This is a genomic window from Bradyrhizobium sp. CFUWI (assembly GCF_056429085.1).
Genome location: NZ_JBWJZE010000003.1, coordinates 101,463 through 125,655, shown reverse-complemented (window position 1 = coordinate 125,655; position 24,193 = coordinate 101,463). Strand labels below are relative to the sequence as shown.

Genomic DNA, 24,193 nt, shown 5'->3' with positions numbered 1-24,193 from the left:
GGATATTCCCGCATGACGCAGATGTCACGCCGCCATGTGCTGACCATTGGTGTCGGCGGCGCCCTCGGGGTGTCGCTGGGTGCGCGGCCGATCCGTCGCGCGCATGCATCGGAAGCCGGGGTTGAAGCTCACGGCATCTCGGCGTTTGGCGATCTCAAATATCCCGCCGACTTCCACCATTTCGACTACGTCAACGTCGATGCGCCGAAGGGCGGTACGTTCTCGCTCATCCCGTCAACGAAATCGCACAACCAGTCCTACCAGACCTTCAACTCGCTCAACTCCTTCATTCTCAAGGGCGATGGCGCGCAAGGCATGGACATGACGTTTTCGCCGCTGATGGTCCGCGCGAACGACGAACCGGACGCGATGTACGGACTTGCCGCCAAATCCGTGCAGATATCGCCGGACAGGCTGGTCTATCGCTTCACGATACGGCCGGAGGCAAAATTCCACGACGGCACCAAGCTCACCGCGCACGACGCGGCGTTCTCGCTGACGACGCTGAAGGCCAAGGGCCACCCGCTGATCACCGTGCAGATGCGCGACGTGGTGAGCGTGGAAGCGATCGACGATGCGACGCTCGTCGTCACCTTTGCCAAGGGACGCGCGCGCGACGTGCCGCTCTATGTCGCCGGACTGCCGATCTTTTCGAAAGCGTATTACACGTCGCGGCCGTTCGATGAATCGACGCTGGATGTTCCGCTCGGCTCCGGTCCGTACAAGGTCGGCCGGTTCGAGGTCAATCGCTACATCGAGTTCGAGCGGGTCAAGGACTGGTGGGCGGCCGATCTGCCGCCCTGCCGCGGCAGCTACAATTTCGACGTCGTGCGCTATGAATTCTACCGCGACCGCGACGTCGCCTTCGAGGGTTTCACCGGCAAGAACTATCTCTACCGAGAGGAATTCACCTCGCGCATCTGGGCGACGCGCTATGATTTCCCGGCCGTCAAGGACGGTCGTGTCAAGATGGAGGTTGTGCCCGACGATACGCCCTCCGGTGCGCAAGGCTGGTTCATCAATACCCGGCGCGACAAGTTCAAAGACCCGCGCGTGCGCGAGGCCCTGATCGATGCCTTCGATTTTGAATGGACCAACAAGACCATCATGTACGGCGCCTATGCCCGTACGGTGTCGCCGTTCCAGAACTCGGACCTCATGGCGGGCAATGCGCCGCCTTCGCCGGAAGAGCTGAAGCTGCTCGAGCCATTCCGCGGTCAGGTTCCTGACGACGTCTTCACCGCTCCGTTCACGCCTCCGGTCACGGACGGCTCCGGACAAGACCGCAGCTTGTTGCGCAGGGCCCAGCAATTGCTGACCGAAGCCGGCGTGCCAATCAAGGACGGCAAGCGCGTCCTGCCGAACGGCGAGGTCTTCAGAATCGAGTTCCTGCTGGATGAGCCCTCCTTCCAGCCCCACCATGCGCCCTACATCAAGAATCTCGCGACGCTCGGTATCGAAGCGAATGTGCGCGTCGTCGATCCGGTGCAGCACAGGGCGCGCCAGGATGACTTCGACTTCGATATGACGATCCAGCGCTTCAGCATGTCGGCGACGCCTGGCGATGCCATGCGCGCGTTCTTCTCCTCGCAGGTCGCGAACACCAAGGGCTCGTACAATCTCGCTGGCGTCGCCAGCCCGGCGATCGACGCCATGATCGAGAAGATCATGGCGGCCGACAGCCGCGAAGAGCTGACCGTCGCCTGCCGCGCCTTCGACCGCCTGTTCCGCGCCGGCCGCTATTGGGTGCCGCAATGGTACAACAAGACGCACCGGCTGGCTTATTGGGACCAGTTCGGCCATCCACCGAGGCTGCCGCGTTATGCCAACGGCGTCGGCGCCCCCGACATCTGGTGGCATGAACCCGCCAAGGCCGCCAAGCTCGAGCAGGCGAAATAATCATGAGCGCCTATATCGCCCGCCGTATCCTCCTGATGATTCCGACCCTGCTCGGAATCCTCTTCGTCTCCTTCGTCGTCGTGCAGTTCGCGCCGGGCGGCCCGGTCGAGCGCGTGATCGCACAACTCTCGGGGGCCGATACCGGCGGCACCTCGCGCATTTCGGGCGGCAGTGACTTTGCGCAGCGCGCGCCGGGGCAGGTCGGCGCCGGCGGCGATGCCATCAACTCGAAATATCGCGGCGCGCAGGGTCTCGATCCTGATTTCATCAAGAAGCTCGAGGCACAGTTCGGCTTCGACAAGCCGGCGCCGGAACGCTTCGCGCTGATGGTTTGGAATTTCGCCCGCTTCGATTTCGGCAAGAGCTATTTCCGCGACGTCAGCGTGCTCCAGCTCATCAAGGAAAAGCTGCCGGTCTCGATCTCGCTGGGGATCTGGCTGACACTTCTGACCTACCTGATCTCGATCCCACTCGGCATTCGCAAGGCCGTGAATGACGGGGCGCGGTTCGACACCTGGACCTCGACCGTGCTCGTGCTCGGCTATGCAATCCCCGGCTTTCTGTTCGCGATCCTGCTGATCATCCTGTTTGCCGGCGGCTCGTTCTTCAACTGGTTCCCGCTGCGTGGGCTGACCTCGGACGGCTGGTCGCAATTTCCGTGGTACTGGAAGATCGTCGATTATTTCTGGCATCTGACGCTGCCGCTGATTGCCATGGGCCTCGGCGCGTTCACCACCATGGCGTTCCTGACCAAGAACTCGTTCCTGGACGAGATCCGCAAGCAATACGTCATGACCGCGCGCGCCAAAGGCTGCAGCGAGAATCAGGTGCTCTATGGTCACGTCTTTCGCAACGCGATGCTGATTGTCATCGCGGGCTTTCCCAGCACCTTCATCCACGCCTTCTTCTCCGGCTCGCTTCTGATCGAGACTATCTTCTCGCTGGACGGGCTGGGGCTGCTCAGCTTCGAGAGCGTGCTCAACCGCGACTATCCCGTGGTGTTCGGCACACTCTACATCTTTTCGCTGGTCGGCCTCGTGATCAACCTGATCTCCGACCTGACCTATATGTGGATCGACCCCCGGATCGATTTCGAGGCACGGGAGGTCTGATGACGATCACCGCGCCGACGCCGATCGAGACCACAGCGAAGTCGCCGCTCGGCGATGCCGTTCCGATCACGCGCAAGCCGTTCGCGCCTTCGCCGCTCAACAGGCGGCGCTGGCAGAACTTCAAGGCCAACCGCCGCGGCTACTGGTCGTTCTGGATCTTCATCGCCCTGTTCGTGGTCTCGCTGTTCGCCGAGCTGATCGCCAACGACCGGCCCTTCCTGATCAAGTTCGACGGCCGTCTCTATTGGCCCGCTTTCGTGACCTATTCCGAAACCACCTTCGGCGGCGATTTCGAGACGGCGGCCGACTATCGCGACCCCTATTTGCAGAAGCTGATCAAGGACAAGAACGGCATCATCGTCTGGCCGCTGATCCGCTATTCCTACGACACCCACAATCTCGACCTGCCGACGCCGGCGCCGTCGCCGCCGACCTGGATGCTGACCGAAAAGCAGTGCCAGCCGGTGGTGGAGAAGAAAGGGCTGAGGAGCTGCCGCGACCTCGAATACAACTGGCTCGGCACGGACGATCAGGGCCGCGACGTCGTCGCGCGGCTGATCTATGGCTTCCGCATCTCGGTGCTGTTCGGCCTCTGCCTCACCATCATCTCGTCCGTCATCGGTATCGCCGCGGGCGCGGTGCAGGGCTATTTCGGCGGTCGGGTCGACCTGATCTTTCAGCGCTTCATCGAGATCTGGACGGCGATTCCCTCGCTCTATCTTCTCCTGATCCTGTCCTCGGTGCTTGTGCCCGGCTTCTTCGTGCTGCTCGGTATCCTGCTGCTGTTCTCCTGGGTCTCGCTGGTCGGTCTCGTGCGGGCAGAATTCCTGCGCGGGCGCAACTTCGAATATATCCAGGCGGCGCGGGCGCTCGGCGTGTCCAACCCGGTCATCATGTTCCGCCACCTGCTGCCGAATGCGATGGTTGCGACCATGACGTTCCTGCCCTTCATCGTGTCGAGCTCGGTGATGACGTTGACAGCGCTCGATTTCCTGGGCTTCGGCCTGCCGCCGGGATCGCCTTCGCTGGGCGAATTGCTGTCGCAGGCCAAATCCAACGTGCAGGCGCCCTGGCTCGGCTTCTCCGGCTTCTTCTCGGTCGCGATCATGCTGTCGCTGCTGATCTTCATCGGCGAAGCGGTGCGCGACGCCTTCGATCCGCGCAAGACGTTCAGGTAAGGTCATGGACGCGATCAACCAGCCCCTGCTTGCCGTTCGCGACCTCTCGGTGGCTTTCCACCAGGGCGGCGCCACCACGCTCGCGGTCGACAAGGTCTCGTTCCAGATCAAGCGCGGCGAATGCCTGGCGCTGGTCGGCGAATCCGGCTCCGGCAAGTCGGTCAGCGCGCTCTCGATCCTCAAGCTGCTGCCCTATCCGAACGCCTCGCACCCCTCGGGCAGCATCCGCTTCAAGGGGCAGGAGCTGATCGACCGCTCCGAGCAGAAGATGCGGGAGGTCAGAGGCAGCGATATCTCCATCATCTTCCAGGAGCCGATGACCTCGCTCAATCCGTTGCACACGATCGAGGCGCAGATCGGCGAGATCATCCAGCTGCACAATCCGACCGGCAATGCCGAGGTGCGCAGACGAACGCTGGAACTGCTGACGCAGGTCGGCATTCCCGAGCCCGAGACGCGGCTGAGGAGCTATCCGCATCAGCTTTCCGGCGGTCAGCGCCAGCGTGTGATGATCGCGATGGCGCTCGCCAACGAGCCGGATCTGTTGATCGCGGACGAGCCGACCACGGCGCTCGACGTCACCGTGCAGGCGCAGATCCTGGCGCTGCTCGCCGAGATCCGCTCGCGGCTCGGCATGAGCCTGCTCTTCATCACCCACGATCTCGGCATCGTGCGCCGCATCGCCGACACCGTCTGCGTCATGAAGAACGGCGAGATCGTCGAGCAGGGGCCGGTCGAGCAGGTCTTCAGGACGCCGAAGCATCCCTATACGCGCGACCTGCTCGCGGCGGAGCCGAAGCCGGATCCGGCGCCGCCGCAGCCGGACGCGCCGGTGGTGATGTCGGCCAGCGATCTGAAGGTGTGGTTTCCGATCAAGCGCGGCCTGATGCGCAAGACGGTCGGCCACATCAAGGCGGTCGACGGGGTCAGCCTCGCCGTGCGCAAGGGCGAGACGCTCGGTGTGGTCGGCGAATCCGGCTCGGGCAAGACCACGCTGGGGTTGGCATTGTTGCGCCTGATCTCCTCGAACGGACGCATCGTGTTCTTAGGGAAAGACATCCAGGGCCTGCGCTTCAAGGAGATGCGCCCGTTCCGGCGCGACATGCAGATCGTGTTTCAGGATCCGTTCGGCTCGCTCTCACCGCGCATGTCGATCGCCGATATCATCGCCGAAGGCCTCACCGTGCATCAGCCGAAGCTGTCGCGGGAGGAGCGTGACGCGCGCGTCGTCAAGGCGCTGGAAGACGTCGGGCTGAAGCCCGATACCCGCTTCCGCTATCCCCACGAATTCTCCGGCGGCCAGCGCCAGCGCATCAGCATCGCGCGCGCGGCGGTGCTGGAGCCGGATTTCGTCGTGCTGGACGAGCCGACCAGCGCGCTCGACATGCTGTTCCAGGCGCAGATGGTCGATCTGTTGCGCGAGCTCCAGCGCAAGCGCGAGCTCACCTACATGTTCATCTCGCACGATCTACGCGTCGTCGCCTCGCTTGCGAGCCATTTGATCGTGATGCGCGGCGGCAAGGTGGTCGAAGAGGGCCAGGCCGCCGAGCTGTTCAAGCATCCGAAGAGCGATTATACGCGTGCGCTGTTCGCGGCGGCGTTCCGGCTGGAGACGGCGGGGAACGGCTCGGTGGCGACGTAAGCCCCGTTAGAGCCGCTTGATCGCAGCGACCTCGCTGCCGGCCGCCTTGATCCGCGCGATGGCCGGCTCGATCGGCTCGATCACGGTCGCCATGTGATGCGCGTTGGCGTGAACCATGGTGCTGCCGTCGCGGACGATGGCGACGTGGCCCTTCCAGAAGATCAGATCGCCGCGCTGCAAGCTGCTTCGCTCATGCGGCTCCAGTGCGCGGCCGAGACCGGCCAGCTGCATGTCGCTGTCGCGCGGGCAGCCGATCCCTGCTGCCGTCAGAGAGACTTGGACGAGGCCGGAGCAATCGATGCCAAGACTGCTCTTGCCGCCCCAGAGATAGGGCGTGCCGACGAAGCGCTCGGCGATTGCGACGAAGTCCGGCTCGCGTTGATCGAGCGGGGCGAGATGCGTTTTCGGCAGATATCTGCCGTCGCGCGTCACGGCGAAGCTGCCGTCCTCGCGTGCCACGGCGAGCCTGGATCCCATCACCAGCGTCTCGGCTGGCGGCAGCTTGATCGAGGGGCCGGGGAAGGCAAACGTCCGCAATGCGCTGACCACGTGAGTCGGGGCGGCCGATGGCGTCACGAGCGCCGCATCCGGCAGCCAGCCGACATAGCCATCGCCGTTGAGCTGGCCCCACGCCCAACCCTCGCCGTTGCGGTCGTAGACCGTGACGCGTTCGCCGCGCAGGGCTTCCGTCATCAGCATTGCGCTCGAGGACGGCTGCTCGCGCACCGGCGCGACCGGCTCGACCACCTCGAACTCCCGGCCCTCGACGAAGCGATCGGCCTGCACCTTGCCTTCGAGATATTTCGCGGCAAGGTCGCCCCGCGCCGGCGTTATTCGCGGATCATGCATAGCGCTCGCTCAGCAAGGTGTAGATGGCGCGCGCGGCCTGGCACTCGCCGCCTTCGGGGCGTGCGGGCTTGGCCGACGGTGTCCAGCCGTAGATGTCGACATGCAGCCAGCTCCCGGCGTGTTCGACGAAGCGCTGCAGGAACAGCGCGCAGGTGATCGAGCCGGCAAAGCCGCCCGACGGCGCGTTGGTGATCGTGGCCGTCTTGGAGTCCAGCCACTTGTCGTAAGGCGGCCACAGCGGCATGCGCCACAACGGATCGTTCTCCTTCACCGCGCAACGCGCAAGGTCGGCGGCAAGGGTCTCATCATTGGTGTAGAAGGGCGGCAGATCCGGTCCCAGCGCGACACGCGCCGCGCCGGTCAGCGTGCCCAGGTCGACCAGCAGGTCGGGCTTCTCCTCGTCGGCCAGCGCCAGCGCGTCGGCGAGCACCAGGCGTCCTTCCGCGTCGGTGTTGCCGATCTCGACGGTGATGCCCTTGCGCGAGGTGAAGATGTCGAGCGGGCGGAAGGCATTGCCGGCGACGGCATTCTCCACCGCCGGAATCAGCACGCGCAGCCGCACCTTCAGCTTCGCGTCCATCACCATGCGCGCCAGCGCCAGCACGTTGGCAGCGCCGCCCATGTCCTTCTTCATGATCAGCATGCCGCTCGACGGTTTCAGGTCGAGCCCGCCGGTGTCGAAGCAGACGCCCTTGCCGACCAGCGTCACCTTGGGATGATCGGGATCGCCCCAGCCGATGTCGATCAGCCGCGGCGCGCGGCTCGACGCCATGCCGACGGCATGGATCAGCGGGAAGTGCTTCTCCAGCTCCTCGCCGATGGTGCAGGAAAAGCTCGCGCCGAACTCCACGGCGAGGTCTTGCGCGGCGGCCGCGAGCTCTTCCGGCCCCATGTCGTTGGAGGGCGTGTTGATGAGGTCGCGCGCCAGCATCGCCGCATTGGCGATCCGCTCGATCTCGGCCGGATCGACGCCATCAGGCGGCACCAGCCGGACCTCAGGCCTGTCAGCCTTGCGGTAGCGCGCAAAACGGTAGGTGCCGAGCGCGAAAGCGAGCGCCGCCAGCCGTGTATCGTGTGGCGCATTGGCAAAGCGATAAGTGCCCGGCGGCAGCAGGCCGGGCAGGGCGCCGGGCCGGAACAGGTCGCGCGATCTTGCAGTGTCGTCGTCCAGGCCGAACAGCACCTGGGCGATCGCGCCATCGGGCGCGGGCAGCGCGAGATAACCGCCGGGCTTGGCAGCAAAGGCGCATGAAGTGGCGAACTGGCGCTGCGCCGGCGGCAGCGCCTCGGCGACCTGATCCCAGCTCGATTTCGTGACGAACGTGATCGGGATGGCGGTGGATGACGTCTCGAAGACAGCAGGCATTGGCGGGTCCGGATCGTCGGATCAAACGGGTCATGCGAACGGACGAGACTTCGCAGAGTTTCGCCGCGGCTGCAATCGGCTTTGCTGTCACCGTTTCGGCGAACCGCTACTCGCGGCAAGGGGGCCATGCTAGGTTCCGGCAATGGTCGCCAGGGCTGGAGATCGGGCGGCCGACGACAAACGCGCCGGGAGGACATGCAATGGAATTCGTGTGGAGCGTGGTCACGTTCATCGGCCATGCCGTCGAGGCGATCTTTGGCTATGTCGAGCACCACCACTGGATCTTCGCGCTCCTTGCCGGCGGTTACGTCTTCTATCTCCACGACCGCTCGGTCCACGCGCGGTTCGATGCGCTCGACAAGCGCGTCGACGAAATCCGCAAGCGGCTCGCGATCGAATATTGAGGCGGCAATGCTGAGGCATCTAACGGGCAGATGAGGGCGCTCGGCCCCGATCTCGACCTCGGCGGAGGCACCCCCGCAGACGTCGCCGTGAGAGGTACGGGCCGGGAAGCGGCGTTAACCGGCCGTTAGGGTTAACAGCCTATTGCTGGCGCGTTCGGCTCGATCAATCGGCTCGAGAGTCAAGGCGTCATGCGTCAACGGTTCAGTCTCGCCCGGCTTCTTGCGTCCACCTCGCTGGTCGCGGCGGTCGCCATGGGCCTCGGCGGCTGCACGGGCATGTCGAAACTCTCCGACGTGACGGGCTCGCTCGGCGGACCACGGGCAGAGGCGGCTCCCACCGATCCCGCGCGCGCCGTCGAGGTCTATGGCGAGCGCTACCGGGCCAATCCCAGGGATGCCGAGGCCGCGCTGGCCTATGGCCAGGCCTTGCGCGCCAACGGCCAACGCGCCCAGGCCGCCGCCGTGCTCGAGCAGGCGACCATCGCCAATCCCGGCAACAAGGCGCTGCTCGCGCAGTATGGCCGCGCGCTCGCCGACAACGGCAATTTCCAGCAGGCCTACGACGTCCTGTCGAAGGCGCATTCGCCTGATAATCCGGACTGGCGCCTGCTCTCGGTGCAGGGCACCGCGCTGGACCAGATGGGCCGTCACGAGGAGGCGCGCTCCTATTATACGAGCGCGCTCAAGATCGCGCCGGGTGATCCTGGCGTGCTTTCCAATCTCGGCCTGTCATACATGCTGTCGAAGGATCTGCCCAAGGCCGAAGAGGCGTTGCGGCAAGCCCACGCCTCGCCGCGCGCCAGCAGCCGGGTGCGGCAAAATCTCGGCCTCGTCGTCGGTCTCCAGGGCCGCTTCGCGGAGGCCGAGACCATCGTGAAGGCGGATCTGCCGCCGGATCAGGCCGCGGCCAATGTCACTTATCTCAAGGAAATGCTGAGCCGCAGCGACAATCATCGCGGCGGGCCGAAGCGGACCCCGGTGGCCTCGCTCAACCAGCCCGACTGATCAAGATCTGATCTTCAGCAATCGAAGCCGTCCCACGGACCGCACTCGGTCGGTGGCTTGTGTCACTGCATCTCGGTGAGCTTGATGCCGGTCGGTCCGAGAATGACGACGAACAGCACTGGCAGGAAGAACAGGATCATCGGCACCGTCAGTTTCGGCGGCAACGCGGCCGCCTTCTTCTCGGCCTCGGTCATTCGCATGTCGCGGTTTTCCTGTGCCATGACGCGCAAGGATTGGCCGAGCGGGGTGCCGTAGCGCTCCGCCTGCTGAAGCGCGAGACAGACCGACTTGACGCCCTCGAGCCCGGTGCGTCGCGCCAAATTCTCATAGGCGACCTTGCGGTCCTGCAGGTAGGACAATTCGGCCGTGGTCAGCGTGAACTCCTCCGACAGCGCAATCGACTGTCCCACGATTTCGGTGGCGACCTTCCGGAACGCCATTTCGACCGACATGCCGGATTCGATACAGATCAGGAGCAGATCGAGTGCATCGGGAAAGGCGCGCTTGATCGAGAGCTGGCGCTTGGAGATCGCATTCTTGAGGAACAGCATCGGCGCCTGGAGGCCGAGATAGGCCGCGCCGATGCAGATGCCGATCTTGATCGGCATCGGCCTGTCCATGTGCGCGATCACGAAAACGTAGAGGAGCGAGCCGACGAAGAGCACGATCGGGGTGACCAAGCGGGCAAACAGGAAGGTGATGTAGGGCGCCTGGCCGCGGTAGCCGGCCATGATGAGCTTGTCCCGCGCCGCCTCCTGTGCGAGCCATTTGGTGAGGTTGAAGTCCTCCACGACCTTGGAGACGAGTTGCTTCGGTGTCTGGCGCAGCGAGACCTTTTCGTTCTTGTGAAGGCGCTCGCGCTCGCGCTGCCGAATGCGCTCACGCTCGCTCGCGACCGCCTTCATGCGCTTGGAGAGTCCCTCGCCGGCGAACAGCGGCATCACCAGCGTATAGACGGTGGCGCTGGCGGCGATGGCCGCCAGCAACATGGTCATGAAACGGACGTCATGCAGTTTCGAAACGAGGAACTCGACCATGCGGCACCGTCAGAAGTCGAAATTGATCATCTTTTTCATCACCATGATGCCGATCGACATCCAGACGACGCAGCCGACCAGCATCAGCTGGCCGGTGGGATGAGTCCAAAGCAGCGAGATGTAGTGCGGCGTCGTGAGATAGACGAGGAACATCACGATCGGCGGCAACGAGCCGATGATGCCGGCCGAGGCCTTGGCTTCCATCGACATCGCCTGGATCTTCTCTTTCATCTTCTTGCGGTCGCGCAGCACCTTGGAGAGGTTGCCCAGCGCCTCGGAGAGGTTGCCGCCCGATTTCTGCTGGATCGAGATGACGATGCCGAAAAAGTTGGCTTCGGGCAGCGGCATGCGCTCATAGAGCCGGGAGCAAGCCTCGCCCAGCGGCATGCCGATCGCCTGCGTCTCGATGATGGCGAGGAATTCGCTGCGCAGCGGCTCGGGCGAATCGGCCGCGACGACCTTGATCGATTCGAACAACGGCAGGCCGGCCTTGATGCCGCGGACGATGACGTCGACCGCGTCGGGCAGTGCCTTCAGGAACTTGTCTTCCCGGCGCTTCTTCAGGAAGCCGAGGGCCCAGCGCGGCAGGCCAAAACCTCCGGCAAAGGCGAGACCGGCGGCGCCGAGCAGGCCGCCGCCGATGAACAGGGCCGCCGCGAACAGCACGCCCGCCACGACGGCGGACACGATCCAGAATTTCTGCGGCGTCCAGTCCAGACCGGCCTGGGAGAGGCGGACGTTGAGCGGAACGCTCTTCTCCTGCTGACGCCGTGCCTCGAGATCCTTCAGCGACGTTTCGACCTGCTCGCGGCGCGATCGCTGGCTCTTTTCGCTCTGCTTGGCCATCGGCGCGTCGGCACGCGAGATCGAGGCGCGCCGGTTCTCCGCCTTCCGTTCCCCGGAGAGCAGCGGATAGAGGAAGACCCAGGCGATGCCGCCGACCGCTGCGGTGGCGAGAAATGCGAGGGCGAGGACCTGTATGTTCATGGCGTCGCTGACCTGCTCACGTCGTCGGCGCCACTTCCGCGGCATCGAGCGCGGCGGCAAGGCGCTTCTCCTCGCCGTAATAGCGGGCGCGTTCCCAGAACTTCGGACGGCCGATACCGGTCGAGCGGTGCCGGCCGATGATCTTGCCGTTGGCATCCTCGCCGATCATGTCGTAGAGGAAGATGTCCTGGGTGATGATGGTATCGCCTTCCATGCCCATCACCTCGGTGATGTGGGTGATGCGGCGCGAGCCGTCGCGCAGGCGCGCGGCCTGGACGATGACGTCGATCGAGGCGCAGATCATCTCGCGGATCGTTCGCGAGGGCAGGGAAAAGCCGCCCATCGTGATCATGGATTCGCAGCGCGACAGCGCTTCGCGCGGGTTGTTGGCATGCAGCGTGCCCATCGACCCGTCATGGCCGGTGTTCATGGCCTGGAGCAGGTCGAACGCCTCGGGTCCGCGGACTTCGCCGACGATGATGCGTTCGGGACGCATACGCAGGCAGTTGCGCACCAATTCGCGCATGGTGACCTGGCCCTCCCCCTCGATATTGGGCGGACGGGTCTCCAGACGCACCACATGGGGCTGCTGGAGCTGGAGCTCGGCAGCGTCTTCGCAGGTGATGACGCGCTCGTCGTGCTCGATGTAATTGGTCAGACAGTTGAGCAGCGTCGTCTTGCCCGAGCCTGTACCGCCGGAGATGAGCACGTTGCAGCGGACGCGACCGATGATCTGGAGGATCTCGGCGCCTTCCGGCGAGATCGCGCCGAACTTGACGAGCTGATCCAGCGTCAGCTTGTCCTTCTTGAACTTGCGGATGGTGAGCGTCGGGCCGTCGATCGACAGCGGCGGCACGATGGCGTTGACGCGGGAGCCGTCGGCGAGGCGCGCGTCGCAGATCGGCGAGGATTCGTCGACGCGCCGGCCGACCTGGCTGACGATGCGCTGGCAGATGTTGAGGAGCTGCTGGTTGTCGCGAAAGCGGATGCCGGTGCGCTGGATCTTGCCGGCGACCTCGATGTAGACGGTGTTGGCGCCGTTGACCATGATGTCGGCGATATCGTCGCGCGACAGCAGCGGCTCGAGCGGACCGTAGCCGAGAACGTCGTTGCAGATGTCGTCGAGCAGCTCCTCCTGCTCGGCGATCGACATCACGATGTTCTTGATCGCGATGATCTCGTTGACGATGTCGCGGATTTCCTCGCGGGCGGATTCCGAATCCAGCTTGGCCAGCTGGGCGAGATCGATCGCCTCGATCAGCGCGCCGAAGATCGTCGCTTTGACCTCGTAATAATTGTCCGAACGCCGGCTCTCCATGGCCGGGGGCGGCGGAGCCTTCGCGGGAGCAAGCGGCGGCGAGGCGACGGCCGGCGGAGGCGGGGCGCGCGACACCGTCGGCGCCGGAGCCGGGGCAGGCTCGAGCGACACGGCGCCGGGCCTGGGCGCCCGAAGGTCGGTGTCTGTTCCGCTACGCTTACCGAACACTTAACAACTCCATGCGGCGGCTTATTTTCCCCGCAACTTGTCAATCAGGGGTGAAAACAGGGACGACTTTTGTTTCTTGGTTTCGGAGCGGCCGGTCAGGCGCTGGGCGATCTGAAGGAACATCTCGATCGACTTGTGGTTGGCGGAGATCTCCGCGATCATCTGGCCGTTGTTGGCCGCCGAGCCGAAGATCTGCGGCTCGAACGGGATCGAAACGATCGGCTGGCTCTCGATCGCCTTGGCGAACTCCGTGGCGGCGATTTCGGGCCGTTTCGGCACGCCGACCTGATTCAGGCAGTAGAGCGGCGGCCGATCGTTGGGGCGCGCGGCCTTCAACAGATCGAACAGGTTCTTGGTATTGCGCAGATTGGCGAGGTCAGGGGCGGCCACGATCAAAATGTCGTCCGCTCCGATCAAGGCGCGCTTGGTCCAGCCCGCCCATTGGTGCGGAATGTCGAGCACGATGCACGGCATGGTGGAGCGCAGCGTGTCGAACACGGAGTCGAAGGCCTCGGTGCCGAAATCATAGACCCGGTCGAGCGTCGCCGGCGCCGCCAGCAGGCTGAGATGGTCGGTACATTTCGACAGCAGGCGGTCGATGAAGGCGGTGTCGACGCGATCGGGCGAGAACACGGCGTCGGCAATGCCCTGCGGCGGATCCTGGTTGTAGTCGAGCCCGGCGGTACCGAAGGCCAGGTCGAGATCGGCGACGACGGCGTCCATAGCGAGGTCGCGCGCGATCGCCCAGGCGACGTTGTGCGAGATGGTGGAAGCTCCGACGCCCCCCTTGGCGCCGACCACGGCGATGATGCGGCCGACCGCCTTGGCTTCCGGCGCCGAGAACAGGTTGCAGATCGAGCGTACGACGTCGATCGCGCCGACCGGCGCGAGCACATAGTCGCTGACGCCGCGGCGCACCAGCTCGCGGTAGAGCATGACGTCGTTGATGCGGCCGATCACGACCACGCGGGTGCCGGCGTCGCAGACGGTGGCGAGCTGGTCGAGCCCGCCCAGGAGGTCGTTGCGGCCGTCGCTCTCGAGCACGATCACGTTCGGCGTGGGAGCCGAGCGGTAGGCTTCGATCGCGGCCGCCATGCCGCCCATCTGGATCTTCAGATGGGCCTTGCCGAGGCGGCGATCCTCGCCGGCCGACTGGACCGCGGCGGCGGTCTCGACGGTCTCGCAGAAGGCCTGGACCGAGACGCGCGGCGCGGGCGCAATATGCTCCTCGACCGGCGGAGGGGGTGCGTCCGGCTGCTCTTCGTGTGTCTGGCGAGCGTAGCTGATCATTTGCCGGTGTCGCTGAGTTTGGCCTTGTCGGCTTCGGGGTACGTGGTCGCGCTCGTGAGTCCCTTGCGATACTTCTCGAGACCGGTGATGCGCCGGGGGGTGTAGGACGGCGTTTCAGGCCGCGGCTGCTCGAGGTCCGAGGGATTGTCGACCATCGCTGCGAGGTTGCGCTGATAGGCGCAGCCGTAATTGTAGTAGTCCTTGTTCTCGAACCAGCTCTTGTTCTTCATCGAAGGGCCGATGTCGTCCGGCCACAGGCCGCAGGGACCTGCGATCGCTGCGATCTTGGAATAGGTGAGACGGATCGGCGGCAGGAAGCGCTTGTCCTGGGGCTGGTAGGGGTGAACGTTGACGCCCCGCGGCGGAACGCCCGCCGCGGCCAGCATCGCCTGGATTTCGCGCATCGTGTCCGCGACCGGACGCGCATTGGGCGTGCCGGACGGCACGTCGATGCGGATGGCGCCCGTGCCTTCGTGCATCCATGCCGATGCGACGCCCATCACGTCGGCGCGCTGGGCAGCGGTCAATCCGCCGCGGGCATGGCCGACGAAGACGACGATCGAGCGATTCTGCTCCTCGATCGCGATCGGGTGGCGCTGCTTGTAGTCGTCGGGAATCGAGGCGGTAACGACCTCGTCGTGCCGGCAGCCGCCGAGCGCGAGCGTCATTGCGACCAGCGCGCCACCGAGACGGATGGCGCGCTTGGGAAGCTGGGGTGGTCTTGTGATCATCGTGAAGTCCCCGTTCCGCCTCAGTCGGTAATGAAGCCGTAGGTGCCGCGGTAGTTCTTGGCCGGTTCGGTCCGGCCGGGCACGCCGTAGATGCGGTTGATGTTGCCGAGCAGCTGGACCTGTGGATCCGCAGGCGGCGTGAAGCCGTCATCCGGCCGCGACAGGTCCTTTGGCGCCACCGCGCGAACGACATAGGGCGTCACGATCACGACCAGCTCGGTCGCGTTGTTGACGAAGTCCCGGCTGCGGAACAGCGTGCCGAGGATCGGGAGCTGCATGATCCCCGGCAGTCCGCTGATCGCCTGTTTGGTCTGCTGCTGGATCAGGCCGGCCATCGCCATCGCGCCGCCGGAGGGAATTTCCAGCGAGGTCTCCGCGCGGCGGGTCCTGATCGAGGGCACCGTCAGCGAGTTCACCGAGGTCGAGGTCACGGCCTGCGACAGCGTGATCGCGTTTTCGTTCGAGAGCTCCGAGACCTCGGTCATCACGCGCAGGCTGATCTTGCCTTCGCTCAGCACCACGGGGGTAAAGTTGAGCGAGATACCGAACTTCTTGAAGCTGATCTGGGTGGTGCAGACGTGCGTGGTGGGGTCGCACGCATAGCCTGCCGGGACCGGGAATTCGCCGCCCGCGATGAACGTTGCCGATTCACCGGAGATTGCGGTCAGGTTCGGTTCGGCCAGCGTGCGGATCACGCCCGCGTTTTCCATCGCGCGCAGGGTGGCCTGCACCGACGACGAGCCGCCGAACTTCGTCGTCAGATTGTTGCCGTCCACGAGGTTCTTGCCGAGTGCCGTGAACGGATTGGAGTTGCTGAAGCTCACCACCGAGGTGCCGTAGTTGAGGCTGGCGCTCAGGTCGATGCCGAGCTGCTTGACGATGGTGCGCTGGACCTCCGCCACCGTCACCTTGAGCATGACCTGGTCGCGGCCGCGCACCACGATCGAGTTCACCACCTTGTCGGCGCCGCCGGCCAGGCGCGCGGCGAGCTCGTTGGCCTGCTGCGCTTCCATCGGATTTGCCGCCGTGCCGGTCAGGACAATGCCGTCGCCGAGTCCGTCGATCTGAATGTCCGAATTGGGCAGAACCTGCTTCAGCGCGGCCCGCACGCCGTTGAGGTCGCGCTTGACCGCGATGTCATAGGCCGCAATCTGCTGACCGGCGGAATCGAAGAACACGATATTGGTCTGGCCGACCGCGGCACCGATGATGTAGGCGCGCTGCGCCGAGCGGACCACCGCGTTGGCGATCTTGGGATCGGCGACCAGCACGTCCTTGATGTCGCGCGGCAGGTCGATCACGACGGATTTGCCGACGCCGAGCGAGAGGAAGCGCGCGTTCATCTGGCCATCCGCCGCGGCCATCGCCCCGGGACGGTAATCGGCGGCGACCACGGGGGTCAGCACCGGGTTGAGCGCCAGCGCCAGAGCGGCCGAAAACGACAGGGCGCGAACCGCTGAGGTTCGCATCGTCGCCAAATCCACCCTGCGTTTCATATCGACTGTCTTCATCGTGCTTTCGCCGTCTGACTTGGAATGCCGTAGCGAATGATCGAAACACCGTCCCGCTTCTGCGCGGAATCATCGAGCGTGATTTCGCTCATCTTGACGTCGACGATGCTGCGCAGCGCCAGCGACAGCGTGCCGCTCTGGCGGGCTGCGGAGAGCGTCGCGGTCTGCGCGGGATTGAGCTCGAGGGTGACGGTCTTGCCGATCACCGCGTTCTGGCCGTCCTTTTCCTTTGGCGCCTGGTCGATGGCGAGGACCCGGATATTGGCCAGGATGATCTCGGAGGTGATGATGTCGGGCGCGCCGTTGTTCTGGTCCGGATTCTTCAGTCGGCGGGTCAGCAGGACGTCGACGCGATCGTTGGGCAGGATGAAGCCGCCTGCGCCGGTCTCCGGCGAGATCTCGGTCGAGATCGCCCGCATGCCGGTGGGCAGGATTGCAGCCATGAAGCCGGAGCCTTCGGCCTTGACCAGCTTCTGGTCGCGGATCGGCTCACCTTGAATGAAAGGGGCGCGCGCGATCGAACCGGTGACCTGGGTCGCGCCCTCGGGACGCTCGTTGCGGCGGATGAAGGTGGCGCTGGCGGTCGCGGCCGGCCAGGTCTGCCATTGCACGTCTTCCGGCTTCACGGTCTGGCCGAGGCCGATGTCGTTCTTGGCAACGAGGACGTCGACGGTCGGAAGCTGTGCGACCGGAGCCGCGGGAGGTGGCGCAGATTGGTCCGAGCCGCTCGCCAGGTACGCGGCGACGCCGCCGGCGCTGATGGCGACCGCCAGGACGACAATGCGTGCCCTATTCATACGCTTCACTTTCCAACAAGACGCCGCGACGCTGCCGCCGCCGTGATCGGCAGTTGACCAGCTATTCGTCAAAGCATGGTTAATGAGGCGTATCTAAATCGCCTTAACGCCGGGTTTACCCGGTGCGTTCAGCGCAGCGCGAGGTGAGCGAGGTCGATCGACTTCACCCATTCGGTCTCCGGGTAGACCATCAGCGCGCTCAGCGCGAGCGCGATGCCGTAGGGGATGCCGCTCTCCTTGGCGTGCAGCCGTGCCAGCCAGGCCTGACCCGCCAGCCCGTAAGGCAGCGGCCATTGCCGGAACTGGAGCAGGAGCAGCGTCAGCGCGCCGCCGAACAGCGAGGCGTAGAGCAGGAAGTTCATCAGCTGTGCGAACCCGAACCAGAGCGCGACGGAGGCCGCGACCTTGGCATCGCCGCCACCGACCCAGCCCATCGCAAAGCAGGTGAAGGCCACGACGAGCAGAAGCGCGCCGGCGCCGACATGGCTCAGCATCTCATAAGGTGCCATGCCACCGGCGAGGGCGAGCGCGAAGAAGCCTGCGACCAGCGCCAGCGACACGCGATTCGAGATCGTCATCGTAAACAGATCGCTCGCGGCGGCGAACGCCATCAGGGCAGGGAAGAGCAGAAGGCGCGCAAGGTCGAGGATCATGGCGTGCGTCTTGAGGCCTGGGTTTGCCGCGGAAGCTGGCGTCGCCGGATTCTATCCGGCAGTGCTAAACAAACCGACAACGGCTGCGAGGGTCACGCAAGGCCGAAGCTGAGGAGCGCGTGCTTTACCAGAGGCTGGCAATGCGCGCGGCGAGTGCGACCGTCGCAAGCAGCAGCGCAAGGCAGACCCAAAAGACCGGCGAGCCGGCCTGCGCCGCAGCTGCCTCGTTCGCCGCGACCGCGGCACCGGTTCTGTACTCACGCAACGCCACTGGAACTCGCCGTCTTCAGAAAAACAAAGGCCCCGGAGATCCGGGGCTTTTGCCGTCGTTGATCTGTTGCTTACTTCAGCCCGGTGCTGATCGAGGTGAACTTGGTGTTCAGCGTGCTGCCGAGGCTGTTGACGACGGTGATGATGGCCAGCGCGATGCCGGCGGCAATCAGACCGTATTCGATGGCAGTCGCGCCGGATTCGTCCTTCGCGAAACGCGCAATCAAGTTCTTCATGAACAAAACTCCATTCGGGTGGGATCGCCTCGTTCGGCGCTGTCTTTGACCCGATGACCATGAGAGCCGAGCTCTTTCGGTAGAGTTAATCCGATCGCGTAAACCCGCGTCCGGCGCGATGCTTTCGTCCAGAGTGAATTTCGCCTTAAAGCCGCGGCTTCAATTTCAGTTCCAGATACATCGCCGGCGCGCGGCCCGCTTCACCCTCCCTTAAATTTCACGGAGTAGGCGTAAGAGAGGACCGGAATTCGCGGAGAGAGGCGATGATGTCGAGCCTGCCCATGCAAGTCGCCTTGATGCTCGGCGAGACCATCGCGAAGCTGCTCCCCATCACCTTCGTGCTCGCGGCGGTTTTCACCGTGCTCGAGCATTTCTGGGCCTGCAACCCCGGCGCCCCGTGGTGGCGCAAGCGGGAGATCATCACCGACATCTGCTATTGGATCTTCGTTCCGGTGTTCGCCCGCACCATGCGGATCGGACTCCTGATCGTCGGCGCCGCAGCCGTCTTCAACATTCACGACGCCGACGAGCTCATCGCCTTCTACGATAACGGCCATGGGCCGCTGGCGCAGCTGCCTCTGTGGGTGCAGGCCCTGCTGTTCCTGGTGCTGTCCGACTTCATGCTGTATTGGATCCACCGGACCTTCCATGACGGCGGCTTCTGGAAGTACCACGCCATCCATCATTCCTCCGAGGAGATCGGATGGATTTCGGCGGCTCGCTTCCATCCCATCAATCTCTTGCTCGGGACGATCAGCGTCGACGTCGTGTTGCTGATGGCCGGCATTTCCCCGAACATCATGCTCTGGGTCGGTCCGTTCACCACCTTCCATTCGGCGTTCGTGCACGCCAATCTGAACTGGACCTTCGGACCGTTCAAATATCTGCTGGCAACGCCGGTGTTCCACCGCTGGCACCACACTTCGCTCGAAGAGGGCGGCAACACCAATTTCGCCGGCACGTTTCCGGTCTGGGACGTGCTGTTCGGCACTTTCCGCATGCCGGAGGGGCGGCTGCCGCAGGATTACGGCAAGGACGAAGCGGCCATACCGAAGGAGATCGGGGGCCAACTGGCCTATCCGTTCCGCCGCTAGCGGCCGTAAACATTCAGGTAGGTTCAAACAATCGTCGGCGAGTTTGCGGAACGTTCACAAATTAAGGGCAGGTTAGCCGGGTCGGGCACCGGCTCCGCTGTTATCTGTTCGCTTCTGCCGGTTTGTGACGTCCCGGGAGTATGAGTATGCGTAAGGAATTGCTGCGCCGTCATGCGCGGGTCTGTGTTCTGGTTGCTGCCGCAGTGCTGGCATCGCCGGCTGCCGGCCTCGCCGAACCGACGGCCGACACCATCGCCGTCAACGTCGACCAGGCCAAGCTGGTGCGGCTGCCCGGCAAGGTGGCGACCATCGTGGTCGGCAATCCCCTGATCGCCGACGTCACGCTCCAGCCCGGCGGCATGATCGTCGTGACCGGCAAGGGCTACGGTGCCACCAATTTCATTGCCCTCGACCGGAACGGCGAGATTCTGGTCGACCGCCAGATCCAGGTCGAAGGCCCGAGCGACCGGCTCGTCACCGTCTATCGCGGGATCGAGCGCGAGTCCTACAGCTGCATGCCGATTTGCCAGCGTCGGGTGACGCTCGGCGACAGCGACACCTACTTCAACAACACCATGAGCCAGGCCGGCTCGCTGAGCAGCAGTGCCAGCGGCAACGCCGGCGCGGCCACCAAGTCCAACTAGCCGGATCGATTGGCGGCTTCGCGCCGGCGTGGATCGCTTGCCAGGCGACGTGGCTCTGCGCGCGCCGTCCTTGGCTGCGGCCGCCGTGCGGGTTAACGCATCCCTAACCGAGCGGTTCGCGCAGCGTGAATCGCCTGCAACACTTAAACAATCAGTTTTAGCTATTGAACGAAGCAGATGATCGCCGCTGCCGGGGAATTTGACGCGATGCCATCGCTTCCGCCTACGAGATTCACGCTCCGGAAGGCGCTATGCCGGTTTCGTGGCAGCCGCCGCGGTTCCGCGGCGGTCGAGTTCGCGCTGGTTGCTCCGATCTTCTTCGGGCTGCTGTTCGCCATCATCGAGACAGCCTTGGTGTTCTTCGCAGGCCAGGTGCTCGAGACCATCACCCAGAATTCGGCGCGTGCGATTCTGACCGGTCAGGCGCAAGCGCAGGGCGGCTCGGTGGCGGCCTGTCAGACGGTGCCCAACGTGGTCTCGGCGTGCGATCAGACCACGTTCAAGGCCTATGTCTGCACCCAGATCCCGGCGCTGTTCGATTGCAGCAAGCTTTACGTCGACGTGGTCAGCACAAGCTCCTTCACGGCGCTGAGCCTCACCAATTACGGCGATTCCTGCACCTTCAATCCGGCCGGCGTGCAATACAATCCCGGCAGCTCCAGCCAGGTCGTCGTGGTGCGGCTGTTCTATCAATGGCCGCTCTTCGTCACCGGCCTCGGCTACAACATCGGCTGCAGCAGCAAGCGGCTGCTGGTGGCGACCGCAGCCTTCAAGAACGAACCCTTCTGAGGCGATGGATCTGGGCGGACCACAGGCGATGGCGAACTTCTTGAACAATGCCCGCTGCTGGGCGCGTGACTTCGTCGCCGACACGCGTGCGCTCGCGGCGACCGAATTCGCGGTCATCGTCCCGCTGATGCTGGTGATGTTCTTCGGGACCGTCGAATTCTCGTCGGCGATTGCGATCGATCGCAAAGTCACGTTGATTGCACGGACGCTGTCCGATCTGACATCGCAGTCGACGACGCTTGCCGATGCCGACATGCAGAACACCTTCACGGCGAGCATCTCGATCGTCATGCCTTACGACGCTACTCTCGTGAAAGGCTCGATTTCCCAGATCTATATCGATGCGAACAGCATTGCCACGGTCCAGTGGAGCAAGGCCGGAACCATCGCGAGCGGCGCGACGCAAGCGACGCTGGCGACCTCGGGCCGCAAGGCTGGCGACAAGGTGACCAACGAGATTCCGTCGACGCTGCTGATTCCTTCGACCTACCTCATCCTCAGCGAGGCGAGCTACACTTACACACCGTCGGTGGGCTACGTGTTGAAGTCGAGCATCCCGCTGAGAGATCTGTCCTACACACGGCCGCGCCAGGCGACTTGCGTTCAATACAACAACGTGCCGTCCTCGTGCTGACGCCCGAGCAGGGTCTGCAAATGAAAAAGGCCGTGCGTAGCGCACGGCCTTCTTGCTTCTTGCGAGCCGATCGGGCGAGGCCCGGCGGGTTCAGCCTGCGGCGCGGAGGTTGTCTGCTGCCGACTTGCCGGAACGACGGTCGGCCACGATCTCGTAGGAGATCTTCTGACCTTCACGCAGCGTGCCGAGGCCCGCACGTTCCACAGCGCTGATGTGGACGAACACGTCCTGGCCGCCGTCGTCCGGCTGAATGAAGCCGAAGCCTTTGGTCGCGTTAAACCACTTCACGGTTCCCATGCTCACGGGGGTAGTCCCTTCTCAGATAACACAATGTGAGAGCCTGCTCGCGCAGGCCAGTTAGATCGAATTTTGGAAGGGTCGTCAGCGTGTCTGAACCGGCTGTACCGGTGGATGCTAATGTCGTCCGGCCGAAAATCGATAAATTCCTTTTATCGGAATTCCAGTGTCAAAACAATCCAGTCGCGCGCGATTTTTTGATCCGCCGTGATGTTCACGGCGGACCAACAGGAAGGTCGGAATTTTACTGCCGCGCTCGCGCGCCGGCGCTCGACTAGCGACGGCGGAACTGGCCGCCGCGCTGTCCGGGGCGGGGAGGTCCGCCGGCCGTGCTGGGACGCTCGTCCTTGTGGCGGAAAATCAGCCGGCCCTTCTCGAGGTCATAGGGCGACATCTCCACCGTCACGCGGTCGCCCGCCAGAGTCTTGATGCGGTTCTTCTTCATCTTGCCGGCGGTATAGGCGACGATCTCGTGTCCGGCATCGAGCTGCACGCGGTAGCGGGCGTCGGGGAGGATTTCGGTGACCAGTCCTTCGAACTGGATCAGCTCTTCCTTAGCCATGTGGGTGTCTCCAGTCGTAGACTGTTAGTTCGAATGAGGATTGCGGTTCGGTCGGCCGTTGGGGCGACTCTCGCGACGCAAAAAGGCAACGCCTTGTATTCCATCAGGCTTGCCGGCGCTATGCGCGGGACGCTGTTCCGACCGATCGGCTGGTGAGGCGTTCATCTTACCACCGAGACCACGCCGGCGGCGAGACCCCTTGGAGGCCTTGTGGCCCTCTCCCGGCCTGCCATCAACAGGTCTGCCCTCGCTATGACGTCCTTCGCCGGGCCGTCCGTCGCCGGGCCTGCCGGCGCTGTGATGACGTCCGTCGGCATGCCGTTCGTCGCCACGCCGTCCGTCGCCGTGCCGGGCGCCCTGCGGACGCTGGCCCGGGCGGCCACCCGGTCGGCCCTGCCGTTGCTGTGCCGGGGGAGGACCGGCGTCGCGGCGGCCCGCATCGGTGCGATGGTCTTCGCGCGGCAGCGCCACGCGGATCAGCCGCTCGATGTCGCGGAGATAGCTGAGCTCCTCACCGCCAGCCACCAGCGAGATCGCGGTGCCGTCGGCGCCGGCGCGCGCGGTGCGGCCGATGCGGTGGACGTAGGTTTCCGGCACGTTGGGCAGGTCGAAATTGATGACGTGGCTGATGCCGTCGACGTCGATGCCGCGGGCGGCGATGTCGGTGGCGACCAGGGTGCGGATCTCGCCCGAGCGGAACTGGGCGAGCGTGCGCTCGCGATGGTTCTGCGACTTGTTGCCGTGAATGGCGCTGGCGGGGATGCCGGCCTTCTCGAGCGACTTCACCACCTTGTCGGCGCCGTGCTTGGTGCGGGTGAAGACCAGTGCGCGGTTGACCGGCTCATCTTTCAGAAGCTTGGTCAGGAAGGCCGGCTTGGCGGAGAAGTCGACCTGGACGATGCGCTGGTTGATTCGCTCGGCGGTCGAGGACACCGGGGTTACCGCGACGCGGGCGGGGTCACGCAGCATGGCGTCGGCGAGCTCGGCGATGTCCTTCGGCATGGTGGCCGAGAAGAACAGCGTCTGCCGCTTGATCGGCAGCTTGGCGACGATTTTGCGGATATCGTTGATGAAGCCCATGTCGAGCATGCGGTCGGCCTCGTCGAGCACGAGGAACTCGACGCTCGAGAGCTTCAATCCGTTGCTCTGCACGAGGTCGAGCAGGCGGCCGGGGGTGGCGACCAGCACATCGACGCCCTGCATCAGGGCGCGGACCTGGCGGCCCATCGGCACGCCGCCGATGGCCAGCGTCGAGGCCAGGCGCAGGTGGCGGCCATAGGCGTTGAAGCTGTCGAGGATCTGGCCGGACAGCTCGCGGGTGGGCGACAACACCAACACCCGGCAGGTCTTGGGCTGCGGCTTGATGCGATGCTCGAGCAGGCGGTGCAGGATCGGCAGCGCGAACGACGCGGTCTTGCCGGTGCCGGTCTGGGCGATGCCGACGACGTCGCGCCCGGTCAGCGCGATCGGGATGGTCTGGGCCTGGATGGGGGTGGGAGTGACGTAGTTCTCTTCGGCGAGAGCACGCGCGATCGGTTCGGCGAGGCCGAAATCCTGAAACGAAGTCAAAAGATGGGTTCTTTCCATGTCAAAAGCGGGCGCCCGGCGCATTCGGCGCGGCGCGCGCAAAAGGGTGTCGAGAAGACACCTGCGTGTTTAGGGTGTCGGATGGCTTGGGAGATATGGGGCAAGCCAGAGGCCCGGAGGGGCTTAAGAACAC

Annotated in this window: 25 protein-coding genes; 10 read left to right on the top strand and 15 right to left on the bottom strand. The window is 64.5% G+C overall.

What is annotated here, in order from left to right; genetic code table 11:
- Positions 1-12: 12 nt before the first annotated feature.
- The 4 genes from AC066S_RS07945 to AC066S_RS07930 are packed head-to-tail and all read left to right on the top strand — an operon-like array spanning position 13 to position 5,831.
- On the top strand, positions 13-1,899 hold the full coding sequence (locus AC066S_RS07945; RefSeq protein ID WP_478269369.1) for an extracellular solute-binding protein: 1,887 nt from the start codon (positions 13-15) through the stop codon (positions 1,897-1,899).
- A gap of 2 nt (positions 1,900-1,901) precedes the next feature.
- Positions 1,902-3,011, top strand: coding sequence for a microcin C ABC transporter permease YejB (locus tag AC066S_RS07940; RefSeq protein ID WP_126259716.1), 1,110 nt, complete (start codon positions 1,902-1,904; stop codon positions 3,009-3,011).
- A complete protein-coding gene (locus AC066S_RS07935) occupies positions 3,011-4,189 on the top strand; it encodes an ABC transporter permease (RefSeq protein ID WP_126259717.1) in 1,179 nt (392 codons plus the stop codon). The genes AC066S_RS07940 and AC066S_RS07935 overlap by 1 nt, the downstream gene beginning before the upstream one ends.
- 4 nt (positions 4,190-4,193) lie before the next feature.
- A complete protein-coding gene (locus AC066S_RS07930) occupies positions 4,194-5,831 on the top strand; it encodes an ABC transporter ATP-binding protein (protein WP_478269368.1) in 1,638 nt (545 codons plus the stop codon).
- A gap of 6 nt (positions 5,832-5,837) precedes the next feature.
- Here the strand turns inward: AC066S_RS07930 and AC066S_RS07925 are convergent, their stop codons facing one another.
- Together AC066S_RS07925 and AC066S_RS07920 are read right to left on the bottom strand one after the other, a co-directional pair.
- Positions 5,838-6,680, bottom strand: coding sequence for a C40 family peptidase (locus tag AC066S_RS07925; RefSeq protein WP_478269367.1), 843 nt, complete (start codon positions 6,678-6,680; stop codon positions 5,838-5,840).
- A complete protein-coding gene (locus tag AC066S_RS07920; protein WP_478269366.1) occupies positions 6,673-8,046 on the bottom strand; it encodes a leucyl aminopeptidase family protein in 1,374 nt (457 codons plus the stop codon). The genes AC066S_RS07925 and AC066S_RS07920 overlap by 8 nt, the downstream gene beginning before the upstream one ends.
- Before the next feature lie 200 nt (positions 8,047-8,246).
- Between AC066S_RS07920 and AC066S_RS07915 the strand changes: the two genes are divergently transcribed.
- Positions 8,247-8,450 carry a hypothetical protein gene (locus tag AC066S_RS07915; protein WP_126259720.1) on the top strand — a complete coding sequence of 68 codons (204 nt, stop codon included), beginning with the start codon at positions 8,247-8,249 and terminating at the stop codon, positions 8,448-8,450.
- Positions 8,451-8,639: 189 nt separating this feature from the next.
- On the top strand, positions 8,640-9,455 hold the full coding sequence (locus AC066S_RS07910) for a tetratricopeptide repeat protein (RefSeq protein WP_135170999.1): 816 nt from the start codon (positions 8,640-8,642) through the stop codon (positions 9,453-9,455).
- A 62-nt stretch (positions 9,456-9,517) separates the two neighbouring features.
- Here the strand turns inward: AC066S_RS07910 and AC066S_RS07905 are convergent, their stop codons facing one another.
- The 10 genes from AC066S_RS07905 to AC066S_RS07860 all read right to left on the bottom strand — a co-directional run bounded on the left by AC066S_RS07905 (position 9,518) and on the right by AC066S_RS07860 (position 18,453).
- Complete coding sequence (locus AC066S_RS07905) at positions 9,518-10,492, bottom strand: type II secretion system F family protein (protein ID WP_126259722.1); 975 nt, start codon at positions 10,490-10,492, stop codon at positions 9,518-9,520.
- Between the two features lie 9 nt (positions 10,493-10,501).
- A complete protein-coding gene (locus AC066S_RS07900) occupies positions 10,502-11,479 on the bottom strand; it encodes a type II secretion system F family protein (protein ID WP_135170998.1) in 978 nt (325 codons plus the stop codon).
- A gap of 16 nt (positions 11,480-11,495) precedes the next feature.
- Positions 11,496-12,965, bottom strand: coding sequence for a TadA family conjugal transfer-associated ATPase (locus tag AC066S_RS07895; protein WP_126259724.1), 1,470 nt, complete (start codon positions 12,963-12,965; stop codon positions 11,496-11,498).
- A gap of 21 nt (positions 12,966-12,986) precedes the next feature.
- Positions 12,987-14,255, bottom strand: coding sequence for a CpaE/TadZ family protein (locus AC066S_RS07890; RefSeq protein WP_126259725.1), 1,269 nt, complete (start codon positions 14,253-14,255; stop codon positions 12,987-12,989).
- Entirely contained in the window at positions 14,252-14,986 is a 735-nt protein-coding gene (locus AC066S_RS07885) for a CpaD family pilus assembly protein (RefSeq protein WP_478269365.1), read from the bottom strand. Before AC066S_RS07885 ends, AC066S_RS07890 begins: the two co-directional genes overlap by 4 nt.
- A 20-nt stretch (positions 14,987-15,006) precedes the next feature.
- A complete protein-coding gene (locus AC066S_RS07880; protein ID WP_167767729.1) occupies positions 15,007-16,482 on the bottom strand; it encodes a type II and III secretion system protein family protein in 1,476 nt (491 codons plus the stop codon).
- 11 nt (positions 16,483-16,493) lie between these two features.
- A complete protein-coding gene (gene cpaB / locus AC066S_RS07875) occupies positions 16,494-17,294 on the bottom strand; it encodes a Flp pilus assembly protein CpaB (RefSeq protein ID WP_164718866.1) in 801 nt (266 codons plus the stop codon).
- A gap of 128 nt (positions 17,295-17,422) precedes the next feature.
- Positions 17,423-17,947 (bottom strand): A24 family peptidase, encoded by a 525-nt coding sequence (locus AC066S_RS07870; RefSeq protein WP_126259729.1) that lies wholly within the window; start codon positions 17,945-17,947, stop codon positions 17,423-17,425.
- Between the two features lie 124 nt (positions 17,948-18,071).
- Positions 18,072-18,212 carry a hypothetical protein gene (locus AC066S_RS07865; protein WP_164718848.1) on the bottom strand — a complete coding sequence of 47 codons (141 nt, stop codon included), beginning with the start codon at positions 18,210-18,212 and terminating at the stop codon, positions 18,072-18,074.
- 76 nt (positions 18,213-18,288) lie between these two features.
- Positions 18,289-18,453 carry a Flp family type IVb pilin gene (locus AC066S_RS07860; protein ID WP_126259730.1) on the bottom strand — a complete coding sequence of 55 codons (165 nt, stop codon included), beginning with the start codon at positions 18,451-18,453 and terminating at the stop codon, positions 18,289-18,291.
- A gap of 266 nt (positions 18,454-18,719) precedes the next feature.
- Here AC066S_RS07860 and AC066S_RS07855 point away from each other — a divergent pair, with 266 nt between their 5' ends.
- The 4 genes from AC066S_RS07855 to AC066S_RS07840 all read left to right on the top strand — a co-directional run bounded on the left by AC066S_RS07855 (position 18,720) and on the right by AC066S_RS07840 (position 21,614).
- A complete protein-coding gene (locus tag AC066S_RS07855) occupies positions 18,720-19,547 on the top strand; it encodes a sterol desaturase family protein (protein ID WP_126259731.1) in 828 nt (275 codons plus the stop codon).
- Positions 19,548-19,693: 146 nt separating this feature from the next.
- Entirely contained in the window at positions 19,694-20,191 is a 498-nt protein-coding gene (locus tag AC066S_RS07850) for a pilus assembly protein N-terminal domain-containing protein (protein ID WP_135170994.1), read from the top strand.
- Positions 20,192-20,398: 207 nt separating this feature from the next.
- Positions 20,399-20,980, top strand: a complete 582-nt coding sequence (locus tag AC066S_RS07845) for a TadE/TadG family type IV pilus assembly protein (protein ID WP_126259733.1) — start codon at positions 20,399-20,401, stop codon at positions 20,978-20,980.
- Positions 20,981-21,008: 28 nt separating this feature from the next.
- Positions 21,009-21,614: a TadE/TadG family type IV pilus assembly protein gene (locus tag AC066S_RS07840; RefSeq protein ID WP_245481458.1), complete on the top strand. Its 606-nt coding sequence runs from the start codon at positions 21,009-21,011 to the stop codon at positions 21,612-21,614.
- 90 nt (positions 21,615-21,704) lie between these two features.
- Here AC066S_RS07840 and AC066S_RS07835 read toward each other — a convergent pair whose 3' ends face one another.
- The 3 genes from AC066S_RS07835 to AC066S_RS07825 all read right to left on the bottom strand — a co-directional run bounded on the left by AC066S_RS07835 (position 21,705) and on the right by AC066S_RS07825 (position 24,084).
- Positions 21,705-21,917: a cold-shock protein gene (locus AC066S_RS07835; protein WP_028138527.1), complete on the bottom strand. Its 213-nt coding sequence runs from the start codon at positions 21,915-21,917 to the stop codon at positions 21,705-21,707.
- Positions 21,918-22,185: 268 nt separating this feature from the next.
- Entirely contained in the window at positions 22,186-22,473 is a 288-nt protein-coding gene (gene infA / locus AC066S_RS07830) for a translation initiation factor IF-1 (protein ID WP_024340539.1), read from the bottom strand.
- A 24-nt stretch (positions 22,474-22,497) separates the two neighbouring features.
- Positions 22,498-24,084 (bottom strand): DEAD/DEAH box helicase, encoded by a 1,587-nt coding sequence (locus tag AC066S_RS07825; protein WP_478269364.1) that lies wholly within the window; start codon positions 24,082-24,084, stop codon positions 22,498-22,500.
- Positions 24,085-24,193 lie beyond the last annotated feature (109 nt).

What these genes read in the sequence shown, in the direction of transcription:
- AC066S_RS07845 (WP_126259733.1), top strand. Translation starts at nt 20,399, where the DNA reads ATGCCATCGCTTCCGCCTACGAGATTCACGCTCCGGAAGGCGCTATGC.
- AC066S_RS07855 (WP_126259731.1), top strand. Translation starts at nt 18,720, where the DNA reads ATGTCGAGCCTGCCCATGCAAGTCGCCTTGATGCTCGGCGAGACCATC.
- AC066S_RS07840 (WP_245481458.1), top strand. Translation starts at nt 21,009, where the DNA reads ATGGCGAACTTCTTGAACAATGCCCGCTGCTGGGCGCGTGACTTCGTC.
- AC066S_RS07890 (WP_126259725.1), bottom strand. Translation starts at nt 14,255, where the DNA reads ATGATCAGCTACGCTCGCCAGACACACGAAGAGCAGCCGGACGCACCC.
- AC066S_RS07825 (WP_478269364.1), bottom strand. Translation starts at nt 24,084, where the DNA reads ATGCGCCGGGCGCCCGCTTTTGACATGGAAAGAACCCATCTTTTGACT.
- cpaB (WP_164718866.1), bottom strand. Translation starts at nt 17,294, where the DNA reads ATGAATAGGGCACGCATTGTCGTCCTGGCGGTCGCCATCAGCGCCGGC.
- AC066S_RS07900 (WP_135170998.1), bottom strand. Translation starts at nt 11,479, where the DNA reads ATGAACATACAGGTCCTCGCCCTCGCATTTCTCGCCACCGCAGCGGTC.
- AC066S_RS07935 (WP_126259717.1), top strand. Translation starts at nt 3,011, where the DNA reads ATGACGATCACCGCGCCGACGCCGATCGAGACCACAGCGAAGTCGCCG.
- AC066S_RS07940 (WP_126259716.1), top strand. Translation starts at nt 1,902, where the DNA reads ATGAGCGCCTATATCGCCCGCCGTATCCTCCTGATGATTCCGACCCTG.
- AC066S_RS07860 (WP_126259730.1), bottom strand. Translation starts at nt 18,453, where the DNA reads ATGAAGAACTTGATTGCGCGTTTCGCGAAGGACGAATCCGGCGCGACT.
- AC066S_RS07905 (WP_126259722.1), bottom strand. Translation starts at nt 10,492, where the DNA reads ATGGTCGAGTTCCTCGTTTCGAAACTGCATGACGTCCGTTTCATGACC.
- infA (WP_024340539.1), bottom strand. Translation starts at nt 22,473, where the DNA reads ATGGCTAAGGAAGAGCTGATCCAGTTCGAAGGACTGGTCACCGAAATC.
- AC066S_RS07915 (WP_126259720.1), top strand. Translation starts at nt 8,247, where the DNA reads ATGGAATTCGTGTGGAGCGTGGTCACGTTCATCGGCCATGCCGTCGAG.
- AC066S_RS07925 (WP_478269367.1), bottom strand. Translation starts at nt 6,680, where the DNA reads ATGCATGATCCGCGAATAACGCCGGCGCGGGGCGACCTTGCCGCGAAA.
- AC066S_RS07910 (WP_135170999.1), top strand. Translation starts at nt 8,640, where the DNA reads ATGCGTCAACGGTTCAGTCTCGCCCGGCTTCTTGCGTCCACCTCGCTG.
- AC066S_RS07850 (WP_135170994.1), top strand. Translation starts at nt 19,694, where the DNA reads ATGCGTAAGGAATTGCTGCGCCGTCATGCGCGGGTCTGTGTTCTGGTT.
- AC066S_RS07930 (WP_478269368.1), top strand. Translation starts at nt 4,194, where the DNA reads ATGGACGCGATCAACCAGCCCCTGCTTGCCGTTCGCGACCTCTCGGTG.
- AC066S_RS07945 (WP_478269369.1), top strand. Translation starts at nt 13, where the DNA reads ATGACGCAGATGTCACGCCGCCATGTGCTGACCATTGGTGTCGGCGGC.
- AC066S_RS07880 (WP_167767729.1), bottom strand. Translation starts at nt 16,482, where the DNA reads ATGAAACGCAGGGTGGATTTGGCGACGATGCGAACCTCAGCGGTTCGC.
- AC066S_RS07870 (WP_126259729.1), bottom strand. Translation starts at nt 17,947, where the DNA reads ATGATCCTCGACCTTGCGCGCCTTCTGCTCTTCCCTGCCCTGATGGCG.
- AC066S_RS07885 (WP_478269365.1), bottom strand. Translation starts at nt 14,986, where the DNA reads ATGATCACAAGACCACCCCAGCTTCCCAAGCGCGCCATCCGTCTCGGT.
- AC066S_RS07920 (WP_478269366.1), bottom strand. Translation starts at nt 8,046, where the DNA reads ATGCCTGCTGTCTTCGAGACGTCATCCACCGCCATCCCGATCACGTTC.